The sequence below is a fragment of the Streptomyces sp. NPDC003691 genome (assembly GCF_053981115.1).
In genome coordinates this window covers 47,838-67,112 of sequence record NZ_JBSFNQ010000005.1, presented here as the reverse complement: position 1 = coordinate 67,112, position 19,275 = coordinate 47,838, and the positions used below count along the sequence as shown (strand labels likewise).

Annotated in this window: 16 protein-coding genes, 3 tRNA genes and 1 pseudogene; 12 read left to right on the top strand and 8 right to left on the bottom strand. The window is 72.9% G+C overall.

Features of this window, described 5'->3' with window-relative positions:
* Positions 1–53 precede the first annotated feature (53 nt).
* Positions 54–671 (top strand): NADPH-dependent FMN reductase, encoded by a 618-nt coding sequence (locus ACWDR0_RS04250; RefSeq protein ID WP_456350076.1) that lies wholly within the window; start codon positions 54–56, stop codon positions 669–671.
* Positions 672–1,133: 462 nt separating this feature from the next.
* On the opposite strand, the gene ACWDR0_RS04245 is transcribed toward ACWDR0_RS04250, so the two are convergent.
* Complete coding sequence (locus ACWDR0_RS04245; protein ID WP_456350165.1) at positions 1,134–1,715, bottom strand: TIGR03086 family metal-binding protein; 582 nt, start codon at positions 1,713–1,715, stop codon at positions 1,134–1,136.
* A gap of 79 nt (positions 1,716–1,794) precedes the next feature.
* Complete coding sequence (locus tag ACWDR0_RS04240; RefSeq protein WP_456350075.1) at positions 1,795–2,562, bottom strand: SanA/YdcF family protein; 768 nt, start codon at positions 2,560–2,562, stop codon at positions 1,795–1,797.
* A gap of 454 nt (positions 2,563–3,016) precedes the next feature.
* Here ACWDR0_RS04240 and ACWDR0_RS04235 point away from each other — a divergent pair, with 454 nt between their 5' ends.
* From ACWDR0_RS04235 to ACWDR0_RS04220, 4 genes are all read left to right on the top strand, one after another.
* Positions 3,017–4,471, top strand: coding sequence for a deoxyguanosinetriphosphate triphosphohydrolase (locus tag ACWDR0_RS04235; protein ID WP_456350074.1), 1,455 nt, complete (start codon positions 3,017–3,019; stop codon positions 4,469–4,471).
* A gap of 154 nt (positions 4,472–4,625) precedes the next feature.
* Entirely contained in the window at positions 4,626–5,900 is a 1,275-nt protein-coding gene (locus tag ACWDR0_RS04230) for an NAD(P)/FAD-dependent oxidoreductase (protein ID WP_456350073.1), read from the top strand.
* A 77-nt stretch (positions 5,901–5,977) separates the two neighbouring features.
* Positions 5,978–7,915, top strand: a complete 1,938-nt coding sequence (gene dnaG / locus ACWDR0_RS04225) for a DNA primase (RefSeq protein WP_456350072.1) — start codon at positions 5,978–5,980, stop codon at positions 7,913–7,915.
* A gap of 418 nt (positions 7,916–8,333) precedes the next feature.
* Positions 8,334–9,446: an RNA polymerase sigma factor gene (locus ACWDR0_RS04220; protein WP_456350071.1), complete on the top strand. Its 1,113-nt coding sequence runs from the start codon at positions 8,334–8,336 to the stop codon at positions 9,444–9,446.
* 76 nt (positions 9,447–9,522) lie between these two features.
* Here ACWDR0_RS04220 and ACWDR0_RS04215 read toward each other — a convergent pair whose 3' ends face one another.
* The 4 genes from ACWDR0_RS04215 to ACWDR0_RS04200 form a co-directional block, all read right to left on the bottom strand.
* Positions 9,523–11,508 (bottom strand): ABC transporter ATP-binding protein, encoded by a 1,986-nt coding sequence (locus tag ACWDR0_RS04215; RefSeq protein ID WP_456350070.1) that lies wholly within the window; start codon positions 11,506–11,508, stop codon positions 9,523–9,525.
* Positions 11,505–13,238 carry an ABC transporter ATP-binding protein gene (locus ACWDR0_RS04210; protein WP_456350069.1) on the bottom strand — a complete coding sequence of 578 codons (1,734 nt, stop codon included), beginning with the start codon at positions 13,236–13,238 and terminating at the stop codon, positions 11,505–11,507. Before ACWDR0_RS04210 ends, ACWDR0_RS04215 begins: the two co-directional genes overlap by 4 nt.
* Before the next feature lie 261 nt (positions 13,239–13,499).
* On the bottom strand, positions 13,500–15,029 hold the full coding sequence (locus tag ACWDR0_RS04205; RefSeq protein WP_456350068.1) for an FGGY family carbohydrate kinase: 1,530 nt from the start codon (positions 15,027–15,029) through the stop codon (positions 13,500–13,502).
* Positions 15,030–15,156: 127 nt separating this feature from the next.
* Positions 15,157–15,456, bottom strand: a complete 300-nt coding sequence (locus ACWDR0_RS04200; RefSeq protein ID WP_456350067.1) for a YtxH domain-containing protein — start codon at positions 15,454–15,456, stop codon at positions 15,157–15,159.
* A gap of 182 nt (positions 15,457–15,638) precedes the next feature.
* Between ACWDR0_RS04200 and ACWDR0_RS04195 the strand changes: the two genes are divergently transcribed.
* From ACWDR0_RS04195 to ACWDR0_RS04185, 3 genes are all read left to right on the top strand, one after another.
* Positions 15,639–15,711 (top strand) — tRNA-Asn (locus ACWDR0_RS04195).
* A 5-nt stretch (positions 15,712–15,716) separates the two neighbouring features.
* A tRNA-Asn gene (locus ACWDR0_RS04190) sits at positions 15,717–15,789 on the top strand.
* A gap of 265 nt (positions 15,790–16,054) precedes the next feature.
* Positions 16,055–16,128: transfer RNA gene (locus ACWDR0_RS04185), tRNA-Ile, on the top strand.
* A gap of 98 nt (positions 16,129–16,226) precedes the next feature.
* On the opposite strand, the pseudogene ACWDR0_RS04180 reads toward ACWDR0_RS04185, so the two are convergent.
* A pseudogene (locus ACWDR0_RS04180) lies at positions 16,227–16,379 on the bottom strand (type II toxin-antitoxin system VapB family antitoxin); the annotation flags it as partial.
* Between the two features lie 95 nt (positions 16,380–16,474).
* Between ACWDR0_RS04180 and ACWDR0_RS04175 the strand changes: the two are divergent.
* Both ACWDR0_RS04175 and ACWDR0_RS04170 read left to right on the top strand, forming a co-directional pair.
* Entirely contained in the window at positions 16,475–16,708 is a 234-nt protein-coding gene (locus tag ACWDR0_RS04175; RefSeq protein WP_456350066.1) for a type II toxin-antitoxin system VapB family antitoxin, read from the top strand.
* Positions 16,705–17,112, top strand: coding sequence for a PIN domain-containing protein (locus tag ACWDR0_RS04170; protein WP_456350065.1), 408 nt, complete (start codon positions 16,705–16,707; stop codon positions 17,110–17,112). Before ACWDR0_RS04175 ends, ACWDR0_RS04170 begins: the two co-directional genes overlap by 4 nt.
* A 26-nt stretch (positions 17,113–17,138) precedes the next feature.
* Here the strand turns inward: ACWDR0_RS04170 and ACWDR0_RS04165 are convergent, their stop codons facing one another.
* Positions 17,139–18,083, bottom strand: a complete 945-nt coding sequence (locus ACWDR0_RS04165; RefSeq protein WP_456350064.1) for an N-acetylmuramoyl-L-alanine amidase — start codon at positions 18,081–18,083, stop codon at positions 17,139–17,141.
* A 335-nt stretch (positions 18,084–18,418) separates the two neighbouring features.
* Here ACWDR0_RS04165 and ACWDR0_RS04160 point away from each other — a divergent pair, with 335 nt between their 5' ends.
* Both ACWDR0_RS04160 and ACWDR0_RS04155 read left to right on the top strand, forming a co-directional pair.
* Complete coding sequence (locus ACWDR0_RS04160; RefSeq protein ID WP_456350063.1) at positions 18,419–18,646, top strand: hypothetical protein; 228 nt, start codon at positions 18,419–18,421, stop codon at positions 18,644–18,646.
* Between the two features lie 233 nt (positions 18,647–18,879).
* Positions 18,880–19,275, top strand: coding sequence for a TOBE domain-containing protein (locus ACWDR0_RS04155; protein ID WP_456350062.1), 396 nt, complete (start codon positions 18,880–18,882; stop codon positions 19,273–19,275).

Sequence of the window (19,275 nt, the reverse complement as noted above, 5' to 3'; positions counted from 1 at the left end):
GTGAGTGGCGGGGAGTTGACCTCAACCATGGTTGAGGGCTCAGCCTCAGGTGCATGGACATCGCAACTCAGCAGAATCCGGCGGCCGTTCCGTCCTCCCCCGGGACCGGGCCGATGAGACTCGTCGTGATCTCGGGGAGCAACCGGCTGGGCCGGTTCGGGCCCGTGATCGTCGACTGGTTCCTCGAACATACGGCGGGGCGCGAGGACTTCACGACCGATATCGTCGACCTCGGCGCCGTCGAACTGCCCACCGATCTCGGGGCGCCCCTGCCCGAGAGCGCCGCGGCGGTGACGGCGAGGCTGGCCGCGGCCGACGCCTTCGTCGTGGTGACACCCGAGTACAACCACTCCTACCCCGCGGCCCTGAAGAACCTCATCGACTGGCACGGGCCGGAGTGGCGGGCCAAGCCCGTCGCCTTCGTCTCCTACGGCGGGATGTCCGGCGGGCTGCGCGCGGTCGAGCATCTGCGGCAGGTCTTCGCCGAACTCCACTCCGTCACCGTCCGGGACACCGTCTCCTTCCACAACGCCCACGGCCACTTCGACACCGGGGGCCGCCACCGCGACCCACGGCACTGCGACGCCGCCGCCAAGGGGCTGCTGGACCAGCTGGCGTGGTGGGGGCGGGCCCTGCGGGAAGCCAGAGCGGTGCGTCCGTACGGCACCTGACGCCTGACGCCTGCGGCGGGCTCGGGGGGCCAGGGTGGCTGCTGGCCACCCGGGCGGGCCGCCCGGAGCCGGTGCAGGCTCCGGCCGCCCCGGCCGCGCCCGCGCCTGCCGCCGTGCGCACCACGGGCCCCGGCCCCGCAGGCCCGGGTGTCGCCGGGGCCGGTCCCGCGTGGTTCCGTCCGGGTGTGCACACCCGCCGACCCGGGGCCCTGCCGCCGGTGCCGGGCACCCGGCGCCGCTGCCGGCCCCCGGGCGCGGCGGCCGCCCCGGGGCAGGCCACCGGCCGGGTGTGCCGCGGCGGGCTGTTGGGCCGTTGCCCCGGAGGCCGCCATCGGCCGTGGGTGCCGGGGCCCCGGCCCGTGCCCCCGGGCCCGTCATCCGGCGGTGGGCGCCGATCCCGGACCGCCCGTTGCCCTGTGCCGGGCGCGGCCGGTGGGCGCCCCCGCGGGGCCCTCCACCGGGTCAGGCGCGGCGGCCCAGCAGGGCCAGCAGCCGGGTCTGGTGGCTGTCGCCCGGCGGCGGTTCGACCGGCGGGGCGAACAGGCCCGTCCGGGAGAGCTGTGCCGCGTACGGGGTGACCTCGTCCAGGGCGAAGGCGACCAGATCGTCCGGGAGCCGTTCGGGCGCGCCGATCGCCCGGGACAGATCCCAGGCGTGGACCACCGCGTCCGTCGTCATCTGTGCGCAGTACGCCACCGCCGGGGTCTCCCCGTACGACAGCCGCACCGTCCGCTCCAGCGCGCCCGGCGCGGCGAACGCCCGGCGGGCGGCCCGGGCCGCCGCGTCCCAGGCCGCGCGCGGATCGTCGCCCAGCACATCGCCGTCGTACGCGTCGCCCACCTCCGCCAGGTCCGCGCCGTCCGTCACCAGATCGGGCACCCACAGCTGTTCCGCCGTGAGGTGGTTGACCAGATCGCGCACCGACCACTCGGTGCACGGCGTCGGCTCGCCCCACTGCGCGGGCCGGACGGCATGGACCCGTTCCGTGAAGAGCGCCAGGGCGGCGGAGTGCCGGGCGAGCAGGGTGGGCACGTCCTGTTCCATATTGGGCATGGGCCCACTGTCGCGCGGCGGCGGGGGCGATGCGAGCAGGGGGCCGCGTGTCCCCGCCGGGTCCGCCCGGTCAGCGACCCGCGGCGGCCAGTGCCTCCCGTACGCCCCGCTCCTCCGTGCCCAGGAAACGGGGATCCGGCCGCACCACGGAGTCCAGCGTCGCCTTGCCCGCCGCGACCAGCTCGCGCACCTCCCCGTAGTACCAGGTCCCGTCACGGGGCTCGGAGACCCCGATGCCGTACGCCTCGATCCCGGCGGAGCCGCAGAGCGCGAGGGCCCGGCGGATATGGAAGCCCTGGGTGACCAGGACCGCCCGGTCCACCCCGAAGATCTTCTTGGCGCGGACGCAGGAGTCCCAGGTGTCGAAGCCCGCGTAGTCGCTGACGATCCGGCCGTCCGGTACGCCCTTCCCCGTCAGATACGTCCGCATCGCGTCGGGCTCGTCGTAGTCCGTGCGGCTGTTGTCCCCGGTGACCAGGACGACCTTCACCTTCCCGGACCGGTACAGCTCGGCGGCCGCGTCGAGGCGGTGCGCCAGATACGGAGTCGGCTTCCCGTCCCACAGCCCGGCGCCGAAGACGACCGCCACGTCCTGCGGCGGTACGTCCGCGACCGTCCGCACCCGGTCGCCCGCCGCCAGGTGCAGCCAGGTCGTGGGCGCCAGCGCCAGTACGGCACCCGCCATCAGCGCCTGCGCCAGCCGCCGCTGCCCCCGCCGCGACCGGGGCAGCCGGGGCCGCGGTATCCGCAGCGCCCGCAGGGCCGCCGTCCGGGACCGGTCGCCGCGGGGCGCCCGGTCCCGCAGCCGGGCGCGCAGCCCTTGCAGTGTTTGCTTCATGCCTGGTCAGACGCGGGAACGCGGTTTCCGGTTCTCCCGGCACCGGGCGCCCGCGCGGGCGGCGGCGGGCCTTGCCGCGGTCGTACGGCCCCGGCCCCGGTCCTGAACGCGTACCCGTACTTGTACCCGGGCAGTACCCCGTACCGGCCCCGGTCCCCGGGGCCCGGAACGTGCCGCCCCGGGTCCGGGCCCGGTCCGTACCGGCTCCCGGCCGGGGCCGCCCACCCCGTCCCCCGGGCGTGAGGGCCCTGGCTCCGGCCCGAGGCCCCCGCACGCGTACCGGACCCTTACCGCCTCCCGGCCCGGGGGCCGCCCGCCCCGGGCAGGCGGCGGCCCCGGCCCCGAGGCCCCGGACCAGTCACCCCCCGGCGGGAGGCCGCCCCGTACCGCTGCCCGGCCGGAGGCCACCCCGCCCCCCGGGACCGCCGTCAGTGGCTCCGGATACCGTCAGGGCATGGAAGGCACGACCGGCAGCACACCGAACGGGCCCGGACCCCGCGGCCCGTACCCCCATGCCTACGGGCACCCCGCCGCCCCCGGCCCCGGCGGCGCACAGGAGCACCCGGGGCACCACCGCGGCAGCGGCCGTGCAGGTGACGGCTACGGCTACGGGGACAGCGACAGTGACAGTGACGACGTGTACGGATACGACGAGGCGGCCACCGCCCGCTGGGCCCCCGAGCCCGACAAACGCCCCGGCCGGACCGCCTTCCAGCGCGACCGCGCCCGGGTCCTGCACTCCGCGGCCCTGCGCCGGCTCTCGGGCAAGACCCAGGTCGTCACCCCCGGCACCCGCAACCAGGCGTGGGACGCCAGCCCCCGCACCCGGCTGACCCACTCCCTGGAGTGCGCCCAGGTCGGCCGGGAGCTGGGCGCCGCCCTCGGCTGCGACCCCGACCTCGTCGAGACCGCCTGTCTCGCCCACGACATGGGCCACCCGCCCTTCGGGCACAACGGAGAGGTCGCGCTGAACGAGGTCGCCAGGGAGTGGGGCGGTTTCGAGGGCAACGCCCAGTCCCTCCGGCTGCTCACCCGGATCGAGCCCAAGCGCTTCGTCACCGACGGCGACGGCACCCCGGTCAGCGTCGGGCTCAACCTGACCCGCGCCGCCCTCGACGCCGCGACCAAGTACCCCTGGCCCCTCGGCGGCCACCCCACCGACCCCGGATCGGGCAAATTCGGCGTCTACGAGGACGACCTGCCCGTCTTCGCCTGGGTCCGCGACGGCGCCCCCCGGCACCGCCGCTGCTTCGAAGCCCAGGTCATGGACTGGTCCGACGACGTCGCGTACTCCGTCCACGATTTCGAGGACGGCCTCCACGCCGGGCACATCGACCCCAATCTGCTGCTCGCCGAGCCCGAGCGGGAGGAGATCCGCCGGGTCGCCATCGGCCGCTACGTCCCCGCCGACACCGACCCCGAGGAGCTGTCCGAGGCCCTCGACCGCCTCCTCGACCAGGACTGGTGGCCCCACCACTACGACGGCTCCGCGCCCGCCCAGGCCCGGCTCAAGGACGCCACCAGCCAGCTCATCGGCCGCTTCTGCCTGGCCGCCGAGGGCGCCACCCGGCAGACGTACGGCACCGGCCGCCTCACCCGCTACGCCGCCGAACTCGTCGTCCCGCGCGCCACCCGCAACGAGTGCGCCGTCCTCAAGGCCGTCGCCGACCGCTATGTGATGCAGCGCGCCGAGCAGGAGGTGCTCCGGGCCGACCAGCGCATCGTCGTCGCCGAGCTGGCCGAGGCGCTCGCCCGGCGCGCCCCCGACGGACTCGACCCCCAGTTCCGCGCCCTCTTCGACGCCGCGCCCGACGACCGGGCGCGCGGTCGGGTGATTGTTGATCAGATCGCATCCCTCACCGACGCCTCCGCGCTGACCCTGCACGCCCAGCTCACAGCCCACCGCTGACCCGCGGAAAGCCCGCGGAATGGGCCCCGGGGGAGACACGCCCGGCGCACTCCCTCTTCCGCCGCTCCGCTCCGTGCGGGACGCTCGCACCAGGCTGCGCGGCGGGCAGAGCGGGCCGCGGCCGGCGACGCGAAGGCACAAGAGGAGGCATCAAGTGGTCGACGGAGAGCAGACATTCGTCATCGTCGGTGGTGGTCTCGCCGGGGCCAAGGCCGCCGAGACCCTGCGGGCGGAGGGCTTCACCGGGCGGGTGATCCTGATCGGCGACGAGCGCGACCACCCCTACGAACGCCCACCGCTGTCCAAGGGCTACCTTCAGGGCAAGGACAGCCGGGACAGCGTCTTCGTCCATGAACCCGCCTGGTACGCCCAGGCGGACGTGGAGCTGCACCTGGGCCAGACCGTGGTCGCGGTGGACCCCGCGGCCCACTCCGTACGCCTCGGCGACGGCACGGTCCTGCACTACGACAAGCTGCTGCTGGCGACCGGTGCCGAACCCCGGCGCCTCGACGTCCCCGGCACCGGGCTGGCCGGGGTCCACCACCTCCGCCGGCTCGCCCACGCCGACCGGCTCCGCCAGGTGCTGGCCGGGCTCGGCCGGGAGAACGGACGGCTGGTGATCGCCGGAGCGGGCTGGATCGGCCTGGAGGTCGCCGCCGCGGCCCGCGGCTACGGCGCCGAGGTGACCGTCGTCGAGCCCGAGCCGACCGCCCTGCACCATGTCCTCGGCCCCGAGCTGGGCCAGTTCTTCACCGATCTCCACACCGAGCACGGGGTCGCCTTCCACTTCGGCGCCCGGCTCACCGGGATCACCGGCCAGGACGGCATGGTCCTCGCGGTCCGTACCGACGACGGCGAGGAGCACCCGGCGCACGACGTGCTCGCCGCGATCGGCGCCGCCCCGCGCACTGCCCTCGCCGAGGCCGCGGGCCTCACCGTGGTGGACCGGGCGGACGGCGGCGGGATCGCCGTGGACGCCGCCCTGCGCACCTCCGACCCCGATATCTACGCCGCCGGGGACGTCGCCGCCGCCGAACACCCCCTGCTGGGCTCCCGGATCCGGGTCGAGCACTGGGCCAACGCCCTCAACGGCGGGCCCGCCGCCGCCCGCTCCATGCTGGGCCGGGAGACGGTCTACGACCGCGTCCCGTACTTCTACTCCGACCAGTACGACGTCGGCCTGGAGTACTCCGGCTGGGCGCCGCCCGGCAGCTACGACCAGATCGTGCTCCGCGGGGACGCCGCGAAGCGCGAGTTCATCGCCTTCTGGCTCCGGGAGGGCCGGGTCCTCGCCGGTATGAATGTGAATGTGTGGGACGTCACAGGGCCGGTGCAGGAGCTGATCAGGTCCGGCGCCCCGGTCGACCCCGAGGCGCTGGCCGACCCGTCCGTACCCCTGACCGAGCTGACCGGCCGCGACTCCGGCTGACCCGGTCCGGCGGCCCTCCCGGGGACGGTTGTCCACAGGCCCCCGGGAGGGCCGCCGCGGCGCCGTAGACTTCACGCGTGGCAGGCAGGATCAACGATGACGACGTCAAGGCGGTACGGGACGCGGTCCCGATCGATTCCGTCGTGTCCGAGTACCTCCAGTTGCGGAACGCGGGCGGCGGGAATCTGAAGGGCCTCTGCCCCTTCCACGACGAGAAGTCACCGTCCTTCCAGGTCAGCCCGGCGAAGGGGCTCTTCCACTGCTTCGGCTGCCAGGAAGGCGGCGACACGATCGCCTTCGTCATGAAGATCGACCACCTCACCTTCTCGGAGACGGTCGAGCGGCTGGCGGCCAAGGCCGGGATCACCCTGCGCTACGAGGAGGGCGGGTACAACCCCTCCCACCAGCGCGGTGAGCGCATCCGTCTGATCGAGGCCCACAAGGTCGCCGCCCAGTTCTACATCGACCAGCTGGAGAACGGCGCGGAGGCCGAGACCGGCCGCGCCTTCCTCGCCGAACGCGGCTTCGACCGGGCCGCCGCCGAACACTTCGGCGTCGGCTACAGCCCCCAGGGCTGGGACCACCTCACCCGCTTTCTGCGCGGCAAGGGCTTCAGCGACAAGGAGCTGACCCTCTCCGGGCTCTCCCAGGACGGCCGCCGCGGTCCCATCGACCGCTTCCGCGGCCGGCTGATGTGGCCGATCCGGGATATCGCGGGCGACGTCGTCGGCTTCGGCGCCCGCAAGCTCTACGAGACCGACAACGGCCCCAAGTACCTCAACACCCCCGAGACCGCGATCTACAAGAAGTCCCAGGTGCTGTACGGCATCGACCTGGCCAAGAAGGAGATCGCCAAGACCAGCAGCGCCGTCGTCGTCGAGGGCTACACGGATGTGATGGCCTGCCATCTGGCCGGAGTCACCACCGCCATCGCGACCTGCGGCACCGCGTTCGGCGGCGACCACATCAAGATCCTCCGACGGCTGCTGATGGACCATGCCACCGCCGAGGTGATCTTCACCTTCGACGGTGACGCGGCCGGCCAGAAGGCCGCCCTGCGCGCCTTCGAGGACGACCAGAAGTTCGCCGCCGAGACCTCCATCGCGATCACCCCCGGCGGGATGGACCCCTGCGAGCTGCGGCTCGCCGACGGCGACGAAGCGGTCCGGAAACTGGTCGGCAGCCGTACCCCGCTCTTCGAGTTCGCCCTGCGCCAGCTGGTGAAGCGCCACAATCTGGAGACCCCGGCGGGCCGGGCCGCCGCCCTCGACGAGGCCGCGCCGATCGTCGCCGGCATCAAGAACATCGCGATCCAGCACGAGTCCGCGGTGCAGCTCGCGGGCATGGTCGGGATCCTCGACACCCAGTTCGTCGTCAAGCGGGTCGCCCAGCTCGCCCGCTGGGCCCGCGACCGCGGCGGACGCGGCCCCGGCCCTGGCCCCGGCCGCCCGCAGGGCCCCGGCGGCGACCGGCGCGGCCCCGGTCCCGAAGCCGCCGGAGCACCCGCCGACCGGCCCGCCGCCGGTCCCGCGCTCAACCTCCGCAGCCCCGCCCACCGCACCGAGCGCGAACTGCTCAAGCTGGCCCTCCAGCACCCCGGGCTGGTCTCGCCCGCCTTCGACGCCTACGGCATCGACGAGTTCACCGCCCCGCCGTACGCGGCGGTCCGGCAGACCATCGCCGAGGCGGGCGGCGCCGAGCAGGGCACCGCGGACGCGGCCGGCTATCTCGCCCTGGTCCGGGACGCCGCCCCCGACGACACGGTCCGCGCCCTGGTGACGGAGCTGGCGGTGGAGGCGATCCACTGCCGCACCATCGACGAGACCTATGCCGGGGTCCAGCTGGTCCAGGTCCGGCTGCGGGCCGTGGACCGCCGGATCGCCGAGGTCCAGGGCACCCTGGCCCGCCTCGGCCAGAGCGCCGACCCCGAGCAGTACGCGGCCGTCCAGAACGAGCTGTGGGTCCTCCAGCAGTACGCCCAGTCCCTCCGCAACCACGGCGCCGCGGCGCTCTGACCCCCGGTCCGGCCGCGCCGTCCCCTGCGGAGGGGCCCGGCCCCGGGCGGCGCCCGCCCGCTCCCCGGCACCGCCCGCTCCCCGGGTAGCGCCCGCTCCCCGGCACCGCCCGCTCCCCGGGTAGCGCCCGCCGGACGGGCCCGGGCCCGTATCCGCGGCCGCGCCGGAGGCGAAGCGTCAGGGTAATCGCACGGTCACGGAACGGACTCAAAAAAACATCGCACGACCCTCGTGGTGAGGATGTGCCGTACTCCACACTGGGGGCGGTGCCCGAGTCCTCGGAGCGCGGCCGGTCCACCGGCAGGTGGGTCTCCAGTCCGCGGATCCGCTCACCCTGTACGGGACGGACGCGGCCCGTCCGCAGCCGTCCCGCTGCCGCACGCCCTCGACCGGCAGTGACCACCCTGGAGGTCGCCCCGTGCAGACCCGGACCCGGACCCTCGGCCAGCCCCCGCCCCCCGCCGACACTTCCACCGGGTCCCGGGGCGATCCGGCGGACACCCTGCCCGCCGTCCCCGCGCAGGCCCTGCCGCCGGGGCATCCCGAAGGGACGGAGGAGGCCGATGCCGTCGATGTGCCGGAGGCCGCCAGGACGCTGACCCGGGCCGACAGCGGCGGGCCGTCCTCCGATCTGTTCCGGCAGTATCTGCGGGAGATCGGCCGTATCCCCCTGCTCACCGCTGCCGAGGAGGTCGAGCTGGCCCGCTGCGTCGAAGCGGGACTGTTCGCCGAGGAGAAACTCGCCGGCACCCCCGACATCAACAACTCCCGGCTCGCCGTCGACCTCGACCGGCTCGTCGTCCTCGGCCGGATGGCCAAGCGCCGCCTCATCGAGGCGAATCTGCGGCTCGTGGTCTCGGTCGCCAAACGGTACGTCGGACGCGGACTGACCATGCTCGACCTGGTCCAGGAGGGCAATCTCGGGCTGATCCGCGCGGTGGAGAAGTTCGACTACGCCCGCGGCTACAAGTTCTCCACGTACGCCACCTGGTGGATCCGCCAGGCCATGTCCCGCGCCCTCGCCGACCAGGCCCGGACCATCCGGGTCCCGGTCCATGTGGTCGAGCTGATCAACCGGGTGGTCCGGGTCCAGCGCCGGATGCTCCAGGAACGCGGGTACGAGCCCACGGCCGAAGAGGTCGCCGCCCAGCTCGACCTGCCGCCCGAACGGGTCGGCGAGGTACTGCGCCTCGCCCAGGAACCGGTCTCCCTGCATGCGCCGGTGGGGGAGGAGGACGATGTCGCGCTCGGCGATCTCATCGAGGACGGCGATGCCGCGTCCCCCGTCGAATCCGCCGCGTTCCTGCTGCTGCGGGAGCATCTGGAGGCCGTGCTCTCCACCCTCGGCGAGCGCGAGCGCAAGGTGGTGCAGCTGCGGTACGGGCTGGTCGACGGCAGACCGCGGACCCTGGAGGAGATCGGCCGGATCTTCGGTGTGACCCGGGAACGGATACGCCAGATCGAATCCAAGACCCTCAACAAGCTCCGCGACCACGCTTTCGCCGACCAGCTCCGCGGCTACCTCGACTGACCGCACCGCACCGCACCGCCCCGGGCCGGGCCTCCGCAGGAGCCCGGCCCGTTCCGGCGCGGCCCGGAAGGGACGGTCAGTCGACCTCCGCCACCGCCTGGGCGAACTGCGCCGAGTACAGCCGCGCATAGGCGCCGCCGGCCGCCAGCAGCTCGCCGTGCGTGCCCTGCTCCACGATCCGGCCGCCCTCCATCACCAGGATCACGTCCGCGTCCCGGATCGTGGAGAGCCGGTGCGCGATCACAAAGCTCGTCCGGCCCTCCGCGAGCTTCGCCATCGCCTTCTGGATCAGTACCTCGGTACGGGTGTCGACCGAGCTGGTCGCCTCGTCGAGAACCAGGATCACCGGGTCCGAGAGGAATGCCCGGGCGATGGTGATCAGCTGCTTCTCACCGGCGCTGACACCCGCGCCCTCGTCGTCGATGACCGTGTCGTACCCCTTCGGCAGGGTCCGGACGAACCGGTCCGCGTGCGCCGCCCGCGCCGCCTCCTCGATGTCGGCCCGGGTCACCTCGCGGGCCGCGCCGTAGGCGATGTTCTCCGCGATCGTGCCGCCGAACAGCCAGGTGTCCTGGAGCACCATGCCGATTCCGGAGCGCAGCTCGTCCCTCGGCAGCGAGGCCGCGTCCACCCCGTCCAGGGTGATCCGCCCGCCCGTGACCTCGTAGAACCGCATCAGCAGATTGACCAGTGTGGTCTTTCCCGCGCCCGTCGGACCGACGATCGCGACCGTCTGCCCCGGCTCCACCCGCAGCGACAGGTCCTCGATCAGCGGCCGGTCCGGTTCGTAGCGGAAGGACACCTTCTCCAGCTCGACCCGGCCCGCGGGCCGCCCCGCCCCGCCCGTCTCCCCGGTCGCCGTCCCGGCCGCGGACTTGCGCAGTCCCACCGGTCCCGTGCCCGGCAGCTCGGCGGGCACCGGGTCCGGCCGCTGCTCCTCGGCGTCGAGCAGCTCGAAGACCCGCTCCGCCGAGGCCACGCCCGACTGCACCAGGTTCGCCATCGAGGCGACCTGCGACAGCGGCATCGAGAACTGCCGGGAGTACTGGATGAACGCCTGGACATCACCGATCGACAGGGTCCCGGACGCCACCCGCAGCCCGCCGACCACGGCCACCAGCACATAGTTCAGATTCGAGATGAAGAACATCACCGGCTGCATGATCCCGCTGTGGAACTGGGCCCGGAAACCGGCCTCGTACAGCTCCTCGTTCTGCCCGGCGAACTCCCGGGCCGACTCCTCCTGCCGCCCGAAGACCTTCACCAGCGCATGCCCGGAGTACATCTCCTCCACATGCGCGTTCAGCTTGCCCGTCGACTTCCACTGCTGGACGAAGTGCGGCTGCGACCGCTTGCCGATCCGGGCCGCCACGACCACCGACACCGGCACCGTCACCAGGGCGACCAGCGCCAGCAGCGGCGAGATCCAGAACATCATCACCAGCACACCGGCGATCGTCAGCAGCGAGTTGATCAGCTGCCCCATCGTCTGCTGGAGGGTCTGGGAGACATTGTCGATGTCATTGGTGACCCGGCTGAGGACCTCGCCCCGCTTGGCCCGGTCGAAGTACGACAGCGGCAGCCGCTCCAGCTTCGCCTGGACGTCCTCCCGCATCCGGTACACCGCCCGGTTGATCACTTTGATCGAACAGCGGGAGGCGACCAGCGCCAGCAGACCCGAGAAGAGGAAGAGCACCAGCGCGACCAGCAGCACCTGCCCCACCGCGGTGAAGTCGATGCCCTCGCCGGGTGTGAAGGAGACGCCCGAGAGCATGTCCGCGAGTCCGTCGTCGCCGTCGGCCCGCAGCCCCTCGATCACCTCCTCCTTGCCGGTGCCCCCCTCGGTCTGCCGGCCCACGACCCCGGCGAAGACCAGGTCGGTCGCCCGGCCCAGCACCCACGGGCCGACCGCCGAGAGCCCGACGCTCAGCACCGCGGCCGCCAGCATCACCCACAGCAGCGCCCGGTCCGGCGCGAGCCGCCGCAGCAGCCGTTTGCCCGACCCCTTGAAGTCCATGGACCGCTCCGCCGAGCCGGCCGTCATCATGCGTGGCCCGCTCATGCGGCCTCAGCCTCCGTCAGCTGGGAGAGCACGATCTCCCGGTAGGTGTCGTTCCGCTCCATCAGTTCGTAGTGCGTACCGCTGCCGACGACCCGGCCCTCGTCGAGGACCACGATCCGGTCGGCGTCCCGGATGGTCGCGACCCGCTGGGCCACGATCACCACCGTCGCCTCCGCGGTCTCGGCACCCAGCGCCGAACGCAGGGCCGCGTCCGTGGCGTAGTCGAGCGCCGAGAACGAGTCGTCGAAGAGATAGACCTCCGGGCGCTGTACCAGGGTCCTGGCGATTGCCAGCCGCTGCCGCTGCCCGCCGGAGACGTTCGTCCCGCCCTGGGCGACCGGGGCGTCCAGACCGCCCTCCAGGTCCCGGACGAAATCGGCTGCCTGGGCCACCTCCAGGGCCCGCCACAGCTCCTCGTCGCTCGCGCCGGGATTCCCGTACCGCAGATTGGACGCGACGGTGCCGGAGAAGAGGTACGGCTTCTGCGGCACCAGCCCGACGGTCCGGGTCAGCAGCGCCGGATCGAGGTCCCGGACGTCCACTCCGTCCACCAGTACCCGGCCGCCGGTGGCGTCGAAGAGCCGGGGCACCAGACCCAGCAGGGTCGATTTGCCGCTGCCGGTGGACCCGATGATCGCGGTGGTCTCACCGGGCCGTGCGGCCAGCGAGACCCCCCGCAGTACGGGCTCCTCCGCGCCGGGGTAGCGGAACTCGACGTCCAGCAGCTCCAGCGCCCCGTGCCGGGTCAGCTCGCGCACCGGCCGCCGCGGCGGCACCACACTGGACTCGGTGGCCAGCACCTCCTGGATCCGCTCGGCGCAGACCTCGGCGCGCGGCACCATCATGAACATGAAGGTGGCCATCATCACCGCGATCACGATCTGCATCAGATAGGCGAGAAACGCGGTCAGCGCGCCGATCTGGATCGCGCCGCTGTCGATGCGGTGGGCACCGAACCAGACCACGGCCACGGACGACAGGTTGACCACCGTGAGCACCGTCGGGAACATCAGCGCCATCAGCCGGCCGGTGGCCATCGACACACCGGTCAGGTCGGCGTTCGCGGCGCGGAAGCGCTCCCGCTCGTACGCGTCCCGGACGAAGGCGCGGATCACACGATTTCCGGTGATCTGCTCGCGGAGCACCCGGTTCACGGTGTCCAGCTGTCCCTGCATGGTCCGGAAGAGCGGCCGCATCCGGATCACGATCACCGTGACCGCGATACCGAGCACCGGGACGACGGCGAGCAGTACGGCGGAGAGCGCGACGTCCTGGCCGAGGGCCATGGCGATGCCGCCCACGCACATGATCGGCGCCGAGACCATCAGCGTGAACGCCATCAGCACCAGCATCTGGACCTGCTGGACGTCATTGGTGGTCCGGGTGATCAGCGAAGGCGCCCCGAACCGTCCGACCTCACGGGCGGAGAAGCTCTGCACCCGGTCGAAGACGGCGGCCCGCACGTCCCGGCCGAGGGCGGCGGCCGTCCGGGCGCCGTAGTAGACGGCCCCGATATTGCACACCACCTGCACCAGGCTGATGGCGAGCATCAGCCCGCCGAGCCGGAGGATCAGGCCGGTGTCGCCCTTGACCACACCGTCGTCGATGATGTCGGCGTTCAGGGTGGGCAGATAGAGGGTCGCGCTGGTCTGCAGCAGTTGCAGCAGCACCAGCAGGGCGATCGGTTTCGAATACGGACGCAGATGGGTCCGGAGCAGTCGTATCAGCACGTGCTGTCTCTCGCGGTCGGCGGGGCGGTCCCGGGGCTGCGAGCGGCGCGGACAGCCCGCCCGGCCGGGCGGTCACGTGCCCGGGCACGGCGGATCCGGAGACGGCGGCCCCGGTCCATCTTGGGGCACCGGGCCGCCGAACCCCAGGTATTTAATTCCAAACCCGGGTCAAGCCCGGACGGCCGCGCCGCGAGCGCCCCGCGCCCACGGCGCAACCGCCCCCGCGCGGATCACCTGCCGGGGAAGGCCGCCTCCGCGCGGTCAGCCGAGGATGCCGCCCAGCCCGAGATCGGCCGGGCCCGCGCCGGAACCGCCGAATCCGGGGCCGCCGTGGACCGGGGCCGCGGCCGGTACCGGCGGGAACGCGCCCGGGTGCAGCTGGTCGCGGGTCGCCCCGTACTGCTGGCGCACCGCCGTGCCCACCGCGGCCTCCTCGCCGGGGTCCAGCACCTCCAGCGCCGCGGGCTGCCAGACCGGCGGGGACGCGGGGGAGAGCGTGCCGCGCGATACGCCGAGGGCCCATGCCGCCTGCCGGGCCGCGCCGATCGCCGCGTAGTCCGCGGGCTGCGGCACGACGACCTGGGCACCGAGGATCGCGGGCGCGGCCGACCGCACCGCGGGCAGATCGGCGCTCGCCCCCAGCAGGAACACCCGGCGCACCTGGACCCCGCGGGCCCGCAGTACGTCCATCGCGTCGGCCAGCGAGCAGAGCATGCCCTCGAACGCGGCGCGCGCCAGATGCTCCGGGCGCATCGACTCCCGGCGCAGCCCGGAGAGGGTGCCCGCGGTGTGCGGCAGCCGGGGCGTGCGTTCGCCTTCCAGATACGGCAGCAGGACCAGGCCGGATGCCCCGGGGGTGGACTTCATGGCCAGATCGGACAGGGCGCCCAGATCGTCGAGCCCGAGCATCTCGGCGGTGCCGCGCAGTACCCGGACCGCGTTGGAGGTGTGCACGACCGGCAGGTGCATACCGCCCGCGTCGGCGTACGAGGTGATCATTCCGCCGGGGTCGGCCAGCGCCTCGTGGTGGACGGCCGTGACGGAGCCGGAGGCCCCCAGCGACACCACGGCATCACCGGGGCCGACGCCCAGGCCGAAGGCGGCGGCCATGGTCTCGCCGGTCCCGGCGGAGATCAGCAGCCCTTCGGGGGTGGTGCCCGCGGCATCGGCCGGGCCGAGCACCTCGGGCAGCTCGCAGTGGTGGCCGAGCGCCAGCTCGACCAGGTCCGCCCGGTAGCCGCCGGTCGCCGCCGACCAGTAGCCGGTGGCGGAGGCCCCGCCCCGGTCGGTGGTCCGCCGCGGCGGGCGGCCCAGCAGCTGCCACACCAGCCAGTCGTGGGGCTGGAGCACGGCGGCCACCCGCTGGGCCGTCTCCGGCTCCGAACGTGCCAGCCAGCGCAGCTTCGCCACCGGCAGTGCCGCCTGGGGTACGGAGCCGACGGCCTCCGCCCAGGCCTGCTGCCCGCCCAGGGCGTCGATCAGATCGGCCGCCGCGACCTGGGCCCGCCGGTCGTTGCCGACCAGCGCGGGCCGCACCGGGGCGCCCTGTACGTCCAGGGCCACCAGGCCGTGCTGCTGGGCGGAGACCCCGATGGCCTGGACGCCCTCCAGCAGCCCGCCGGCCGCCGCCTCGCCGAGCGAGAGCAGCCAGGACTGCGGATCGACCTCGGTGGCCTTCGGATCCACGGGGTGCGGGGCGTACCCCTGGCGCACCACGGCACCCGTATCCGTGTCACAGACGACGATGCGGGTGAAGGCGGACGAGCTGTCCAGGCCGGCGACTATCCCCATGGAGGAGGATTCTGCCGCACCCGGCGACCGGGTACGGCACCCACCGCCGGATCCGCGTCCGGCCCGGGCCCGGCGGGCCCCCGGGGGCGCCCCGGCGGGCACCCCCGGCCCGGCTGCGTACTACCGGCTACGTATTACTGGTGCCCCAGTCGTCCTCGCCGTGCTGTCCGCGCTCCCGCAGCGACCGCACCCGCTCGGCGACGGATCCCGGGACCTTGTCCCCGACCTTGTCGCTCACCACATGGAGCGCCTTGCCGGCCAGATCGCGGCCGTTCTGCGCGGCGGACTCGGCGGCGTTCCGCACGGCCGGGTTCTGCGACAGCTCCCGTACCGACTTCCGCAGTTGTTCGTACCGCTCGCGGCCCGCCCGCGTGCCGAGCACGTAGCCGACCCCGAGCCCGGCGAGGAACGTGAGCTTGTACCGCATGGCTCTCCACCCTTCCCTGACGTACGACGGTGCCCGTTGGCCGCCTGCCCGGAACGGGCCGTGATCAACCGGGACCCTACCGATTGGCGGAGCACCCCCCTGCTTGCGCTAATGTATGTGTCGCAGCGAGCACACGCCCTCCGGGAAGCCTCCGGTAGGTACGTTCGGTGCACACGCAGCAATCCCCTGTAGCTCAATTGGCAGAGCAGCCGGCTGTTAACCGGCAGGTTACTGGTTCGAGTCCAGTCGGGGGAGCGCGATCCCCTGTAGCTCAATTGGCAGAGCATTCGGCTGTTAACCGGAGGGTTGCTGGTTCGAGTCCAGCCGGGGGAGCAGCGAGAGCGAGAGGACCCGTCCAGGGTCCTTTTCGCTTTTCCGGCACCGCCGGGCGGCATCGCGGCCGCTCCGTTTCCCCGCCCCGGCGCGGTGTTGGAGGAGTTCGCTCCCGGGATCGGGGTGATTTCTGTGCCGAGGGGAACCGTGCAGGCCGCGGCGGAGTCTTCACCTGCGAGCGAGGCCGGACCATCCGAGGCAGGAGATCGTATGACCGGCTATGCTGCGGCAGACGGCGCGCACATTTGTGCGCGACGCGCCGTTAGGGGCGGTAGCTCAGCCGGTTAGAGCAGCGGACTCATAATCCGTCGGCCGTGGGTTCGAGTCCCACCCGCCCCACCGCCGGAACGGTCGGAGAACCGTTCCTACTTCGGGGATCGCGCCGACGGGGGGCATCGCGCCGGGCGCAGCCCCCCGTCCCGGCATTACCGGCTTTCCTCCTGGATTTCGCGCGGGCCCCGCAGGCGGTGGCGGTGTTCGACGATCTCTCGCAGCGCGGTGTTGACCGTGTCGCCGGCGGTCGTGGTACCGAGCTCCGCGGCGGCCGCAGCGAGGGCTTCGTCGTCGAGGTCGACGGTGGTCCGGCGCATCTTCTTTCCTTCCCGGGGCATGACGCTTGTGCGGAATGTTGGTCATGTACCGTTGCTATGTATGTAGTGGACGTTGATGGAGCGGGGTGGCGAGGATGTCCGTAACGCAGATCGACCTCGACGACGAGGCGCTGGCCGAGGCCATGCGCCTGATGGGGACGGTGACCAAGAAGGAGACGGTCAACAACGCCCTGCGGGACTATGTGGCCCGGATCAAGCGGCTGGAGGCGGCCGACAAGCTCGCGGCACGGGGTGCGCGGGGCGAGTTCGACGCTGCTGCCGACGCCCACCGGGCCGCCAAGCAGGCCCGCCGGGCGGCCTTCGAGTGATCACATATCTCCTGGACGCCTCGGCGCTCTGGTATCTCCTGCGCACGCCGGGTGCGCTGCGGTCGTGGGAGGGGCATATCGCCGCCGGCGCGTTCGCCGTCTGTGAGCCCACCCGTACGGAGTTCCTCTACTCGGCCACGGGGCCCGCGCACCGGGACGAACTCGCCGGTGAGCTGGATGAGTTGTGTGCGACGGCGCCCGTACCGAAGGGCGCCTGGCGCTGGGTGGACGCCGCCCAGTACAAGCTCACCCAGCGCGGGCAGCATCGCTCCGCGGGCGCTGTCGACCTGCTGGTGTGTGCGACCGCGGTCCACCACGGGCACACCGTGCTCCATGTGGACAACGACTTCGTGACGGTGGCCGCCGTGCTCAAGGAAGTGGATCAGCGCGACGTCCGGGAGTGATCGCGGACGCCGCGCCGGGGCCTGGTTCAGGGCGTCACGGTGAAGCCCTGCTTGCTGCCCAGTTTGCGCAGGGATGTCGCGCCCGGGATGCCGTCCGCGTCGGTGCCCGAGTAGCCGAGGCGGCGCTGCCAGGCCGCGTAGGCGTCCTTGGTGGCGGTGCCGTAGTGGCCGTCGGCAAGGCCTGCGGTCAGCAGGCCCTCCTTGACCAGGGCCTTTTCGACCGTGGTGACGCCGGGGTAGCTGACCGGGGTGCCGGGGCGGGCCGGGTCGCGGCGGGCGGCGGCGATCAGGCGGGAGAGGTCGACCACCGGCTTGGGGGGCTTGGGCGGGACCGGGGGCTTCGGCTTGGGGGTGGGGCGGCCGGTGAGGCGGTCCGCGATCCGGGCGCGCAGGTCCGGCATGGTGAAGCCCTTGGGGTCGACCTTGTCGTCCGACCATTCGCGGTGGCCGATCACCGACTTCGCCGACCAGCCGTGGACCCGGCAGAGCGCGGCCGAGACCCGCTCGATGGCCTCCAGCTGGGCCGCGGGCCAGGGGTCCTTGCCGTCGCCGAGGTTCTCGCACTCGAAACCGTAGAAGTGGCGGTTGCCGTCGATGCCGTCCTTGTTGCCCTTGGTGGGGGCGGGGGGCCGGTCGCCGTACGACTCCGCCTTGACCACGTCCAGGACGCGGGGGTCGCCGCCGCCCGCGTGGTTGGTGCGGCCCCAGCCGATCAGATGGACCGTGCCGTCCTTGGTGATCACGGCATGGCAGAGGGGGCCGGGCAGGGCGGTGTAGCCCGCGCGGCAGAGCTGGACCGGATCGGTGGGGCGTTCGGTCACGGTGTGGTGGATCATGACGCCGTGCACCGGGCCCCAGGGGCGGCCGGCCGCGGTACGGGTGTGGGTCTGCCAACTGCCGACCTCGCGGACCGTCACCCCCTCGGCGCGGAGTGCGGCCTCGAACTGCGCGGCGGTCATCGGTGTTGCCATCGCGGTACTCCAGTGGTGCGGGTGACGCTGACTCATCTGGCTGATCTGTAGATTACGTTCATTTCAGCAGGAAAGATGGGAAAGTTGGAGGTTTGAATCCCCTATCACCGGGAAATCGGCGGCGAATGCTCCAGTGCGCGCCCCGTGTTCCGCCCCCTGTGCGCCGACTCCGTTCGCGGGAAGGGGTAAGGGGTGTTGCCCGGCGCCGTTCGATACGTCCCGGAGCCGGATCCGTCTCACCGGCAGGGCGGCCCGCGGGGGTGCCGGATACCGCGCCGGTGCCGCCGGTACCGCCCTGCCCCGGTCGCCGGACAGCACGGCATAGGATTTCGGCCATGGCTGAAATTAAGCTGACGGACGAGTTGGTGGCGCTGGAGACCCGGGCCTGGCAGGAGATCCGTGAGGGGCGGCTCACGGTGGAGACCGCCGCGGCCGTCCAGTCCGCGATCACCGCCCATGCCCTGGCCCTCGGGGAGAGCCGGTACGCGGTGGAGAAGGCGCTGAAGGCGCGGGTACGGCAGCCCGTCGAGCCGTCGGCGCCCGAGGGGGGCGACGAGGGCTGACCCCTCGACTGCCCGCGCGGTGAAGGCCCCGGCCGGAGGGGATTGGCCGGGGCCTTCATGGCGCCTGCGCGGGGGCCGCGGCGCGCCGGTGCCGGGCGCGCAATTCGAGTCTCCGCCCGCCCGGCGGCCGGGTCAAGCGGCCCCGGGGCACGGAGCCGTAGAACCTCGCATACGCAAGGGGATCAGGGATATTGCCTTGTAGATGCAAGCATGGCTCACTTATGTTGTCGCATATGCAGTCCTATACGATCGGTCAGGCCGCGAAGCTGCTGGGTGTCAGCCCCGACACCGCCCGCCGCTGGGCCGACGCGGGCCGGGTCGCCACGCACCGCGACTACAGCGGCCGCCGGCTCGTGGACGGGCGGGATCTCGCCGCATTCGCCGTCGAGCTGGCCCAGGGCGGCGAGGCCGAGGGCGAGCCCTCGTACACCTCGGCCCGTAACGCCTTCCCCGGCATCGTCACCGCCGTCAAGCTCGGCGATATCGCCGCCCAGGTCGAGATCCAGGCCGGACCGCACCGGCTGGTCTCCCTGCTGACCCGGGAGGCCGTCGAGGAGCTGGGCCTGGAGGTCGGGATGCAGGCCACCGCCCGTGTGAAGTCGACCAGCGTCCATATCGACCGTCCCTGA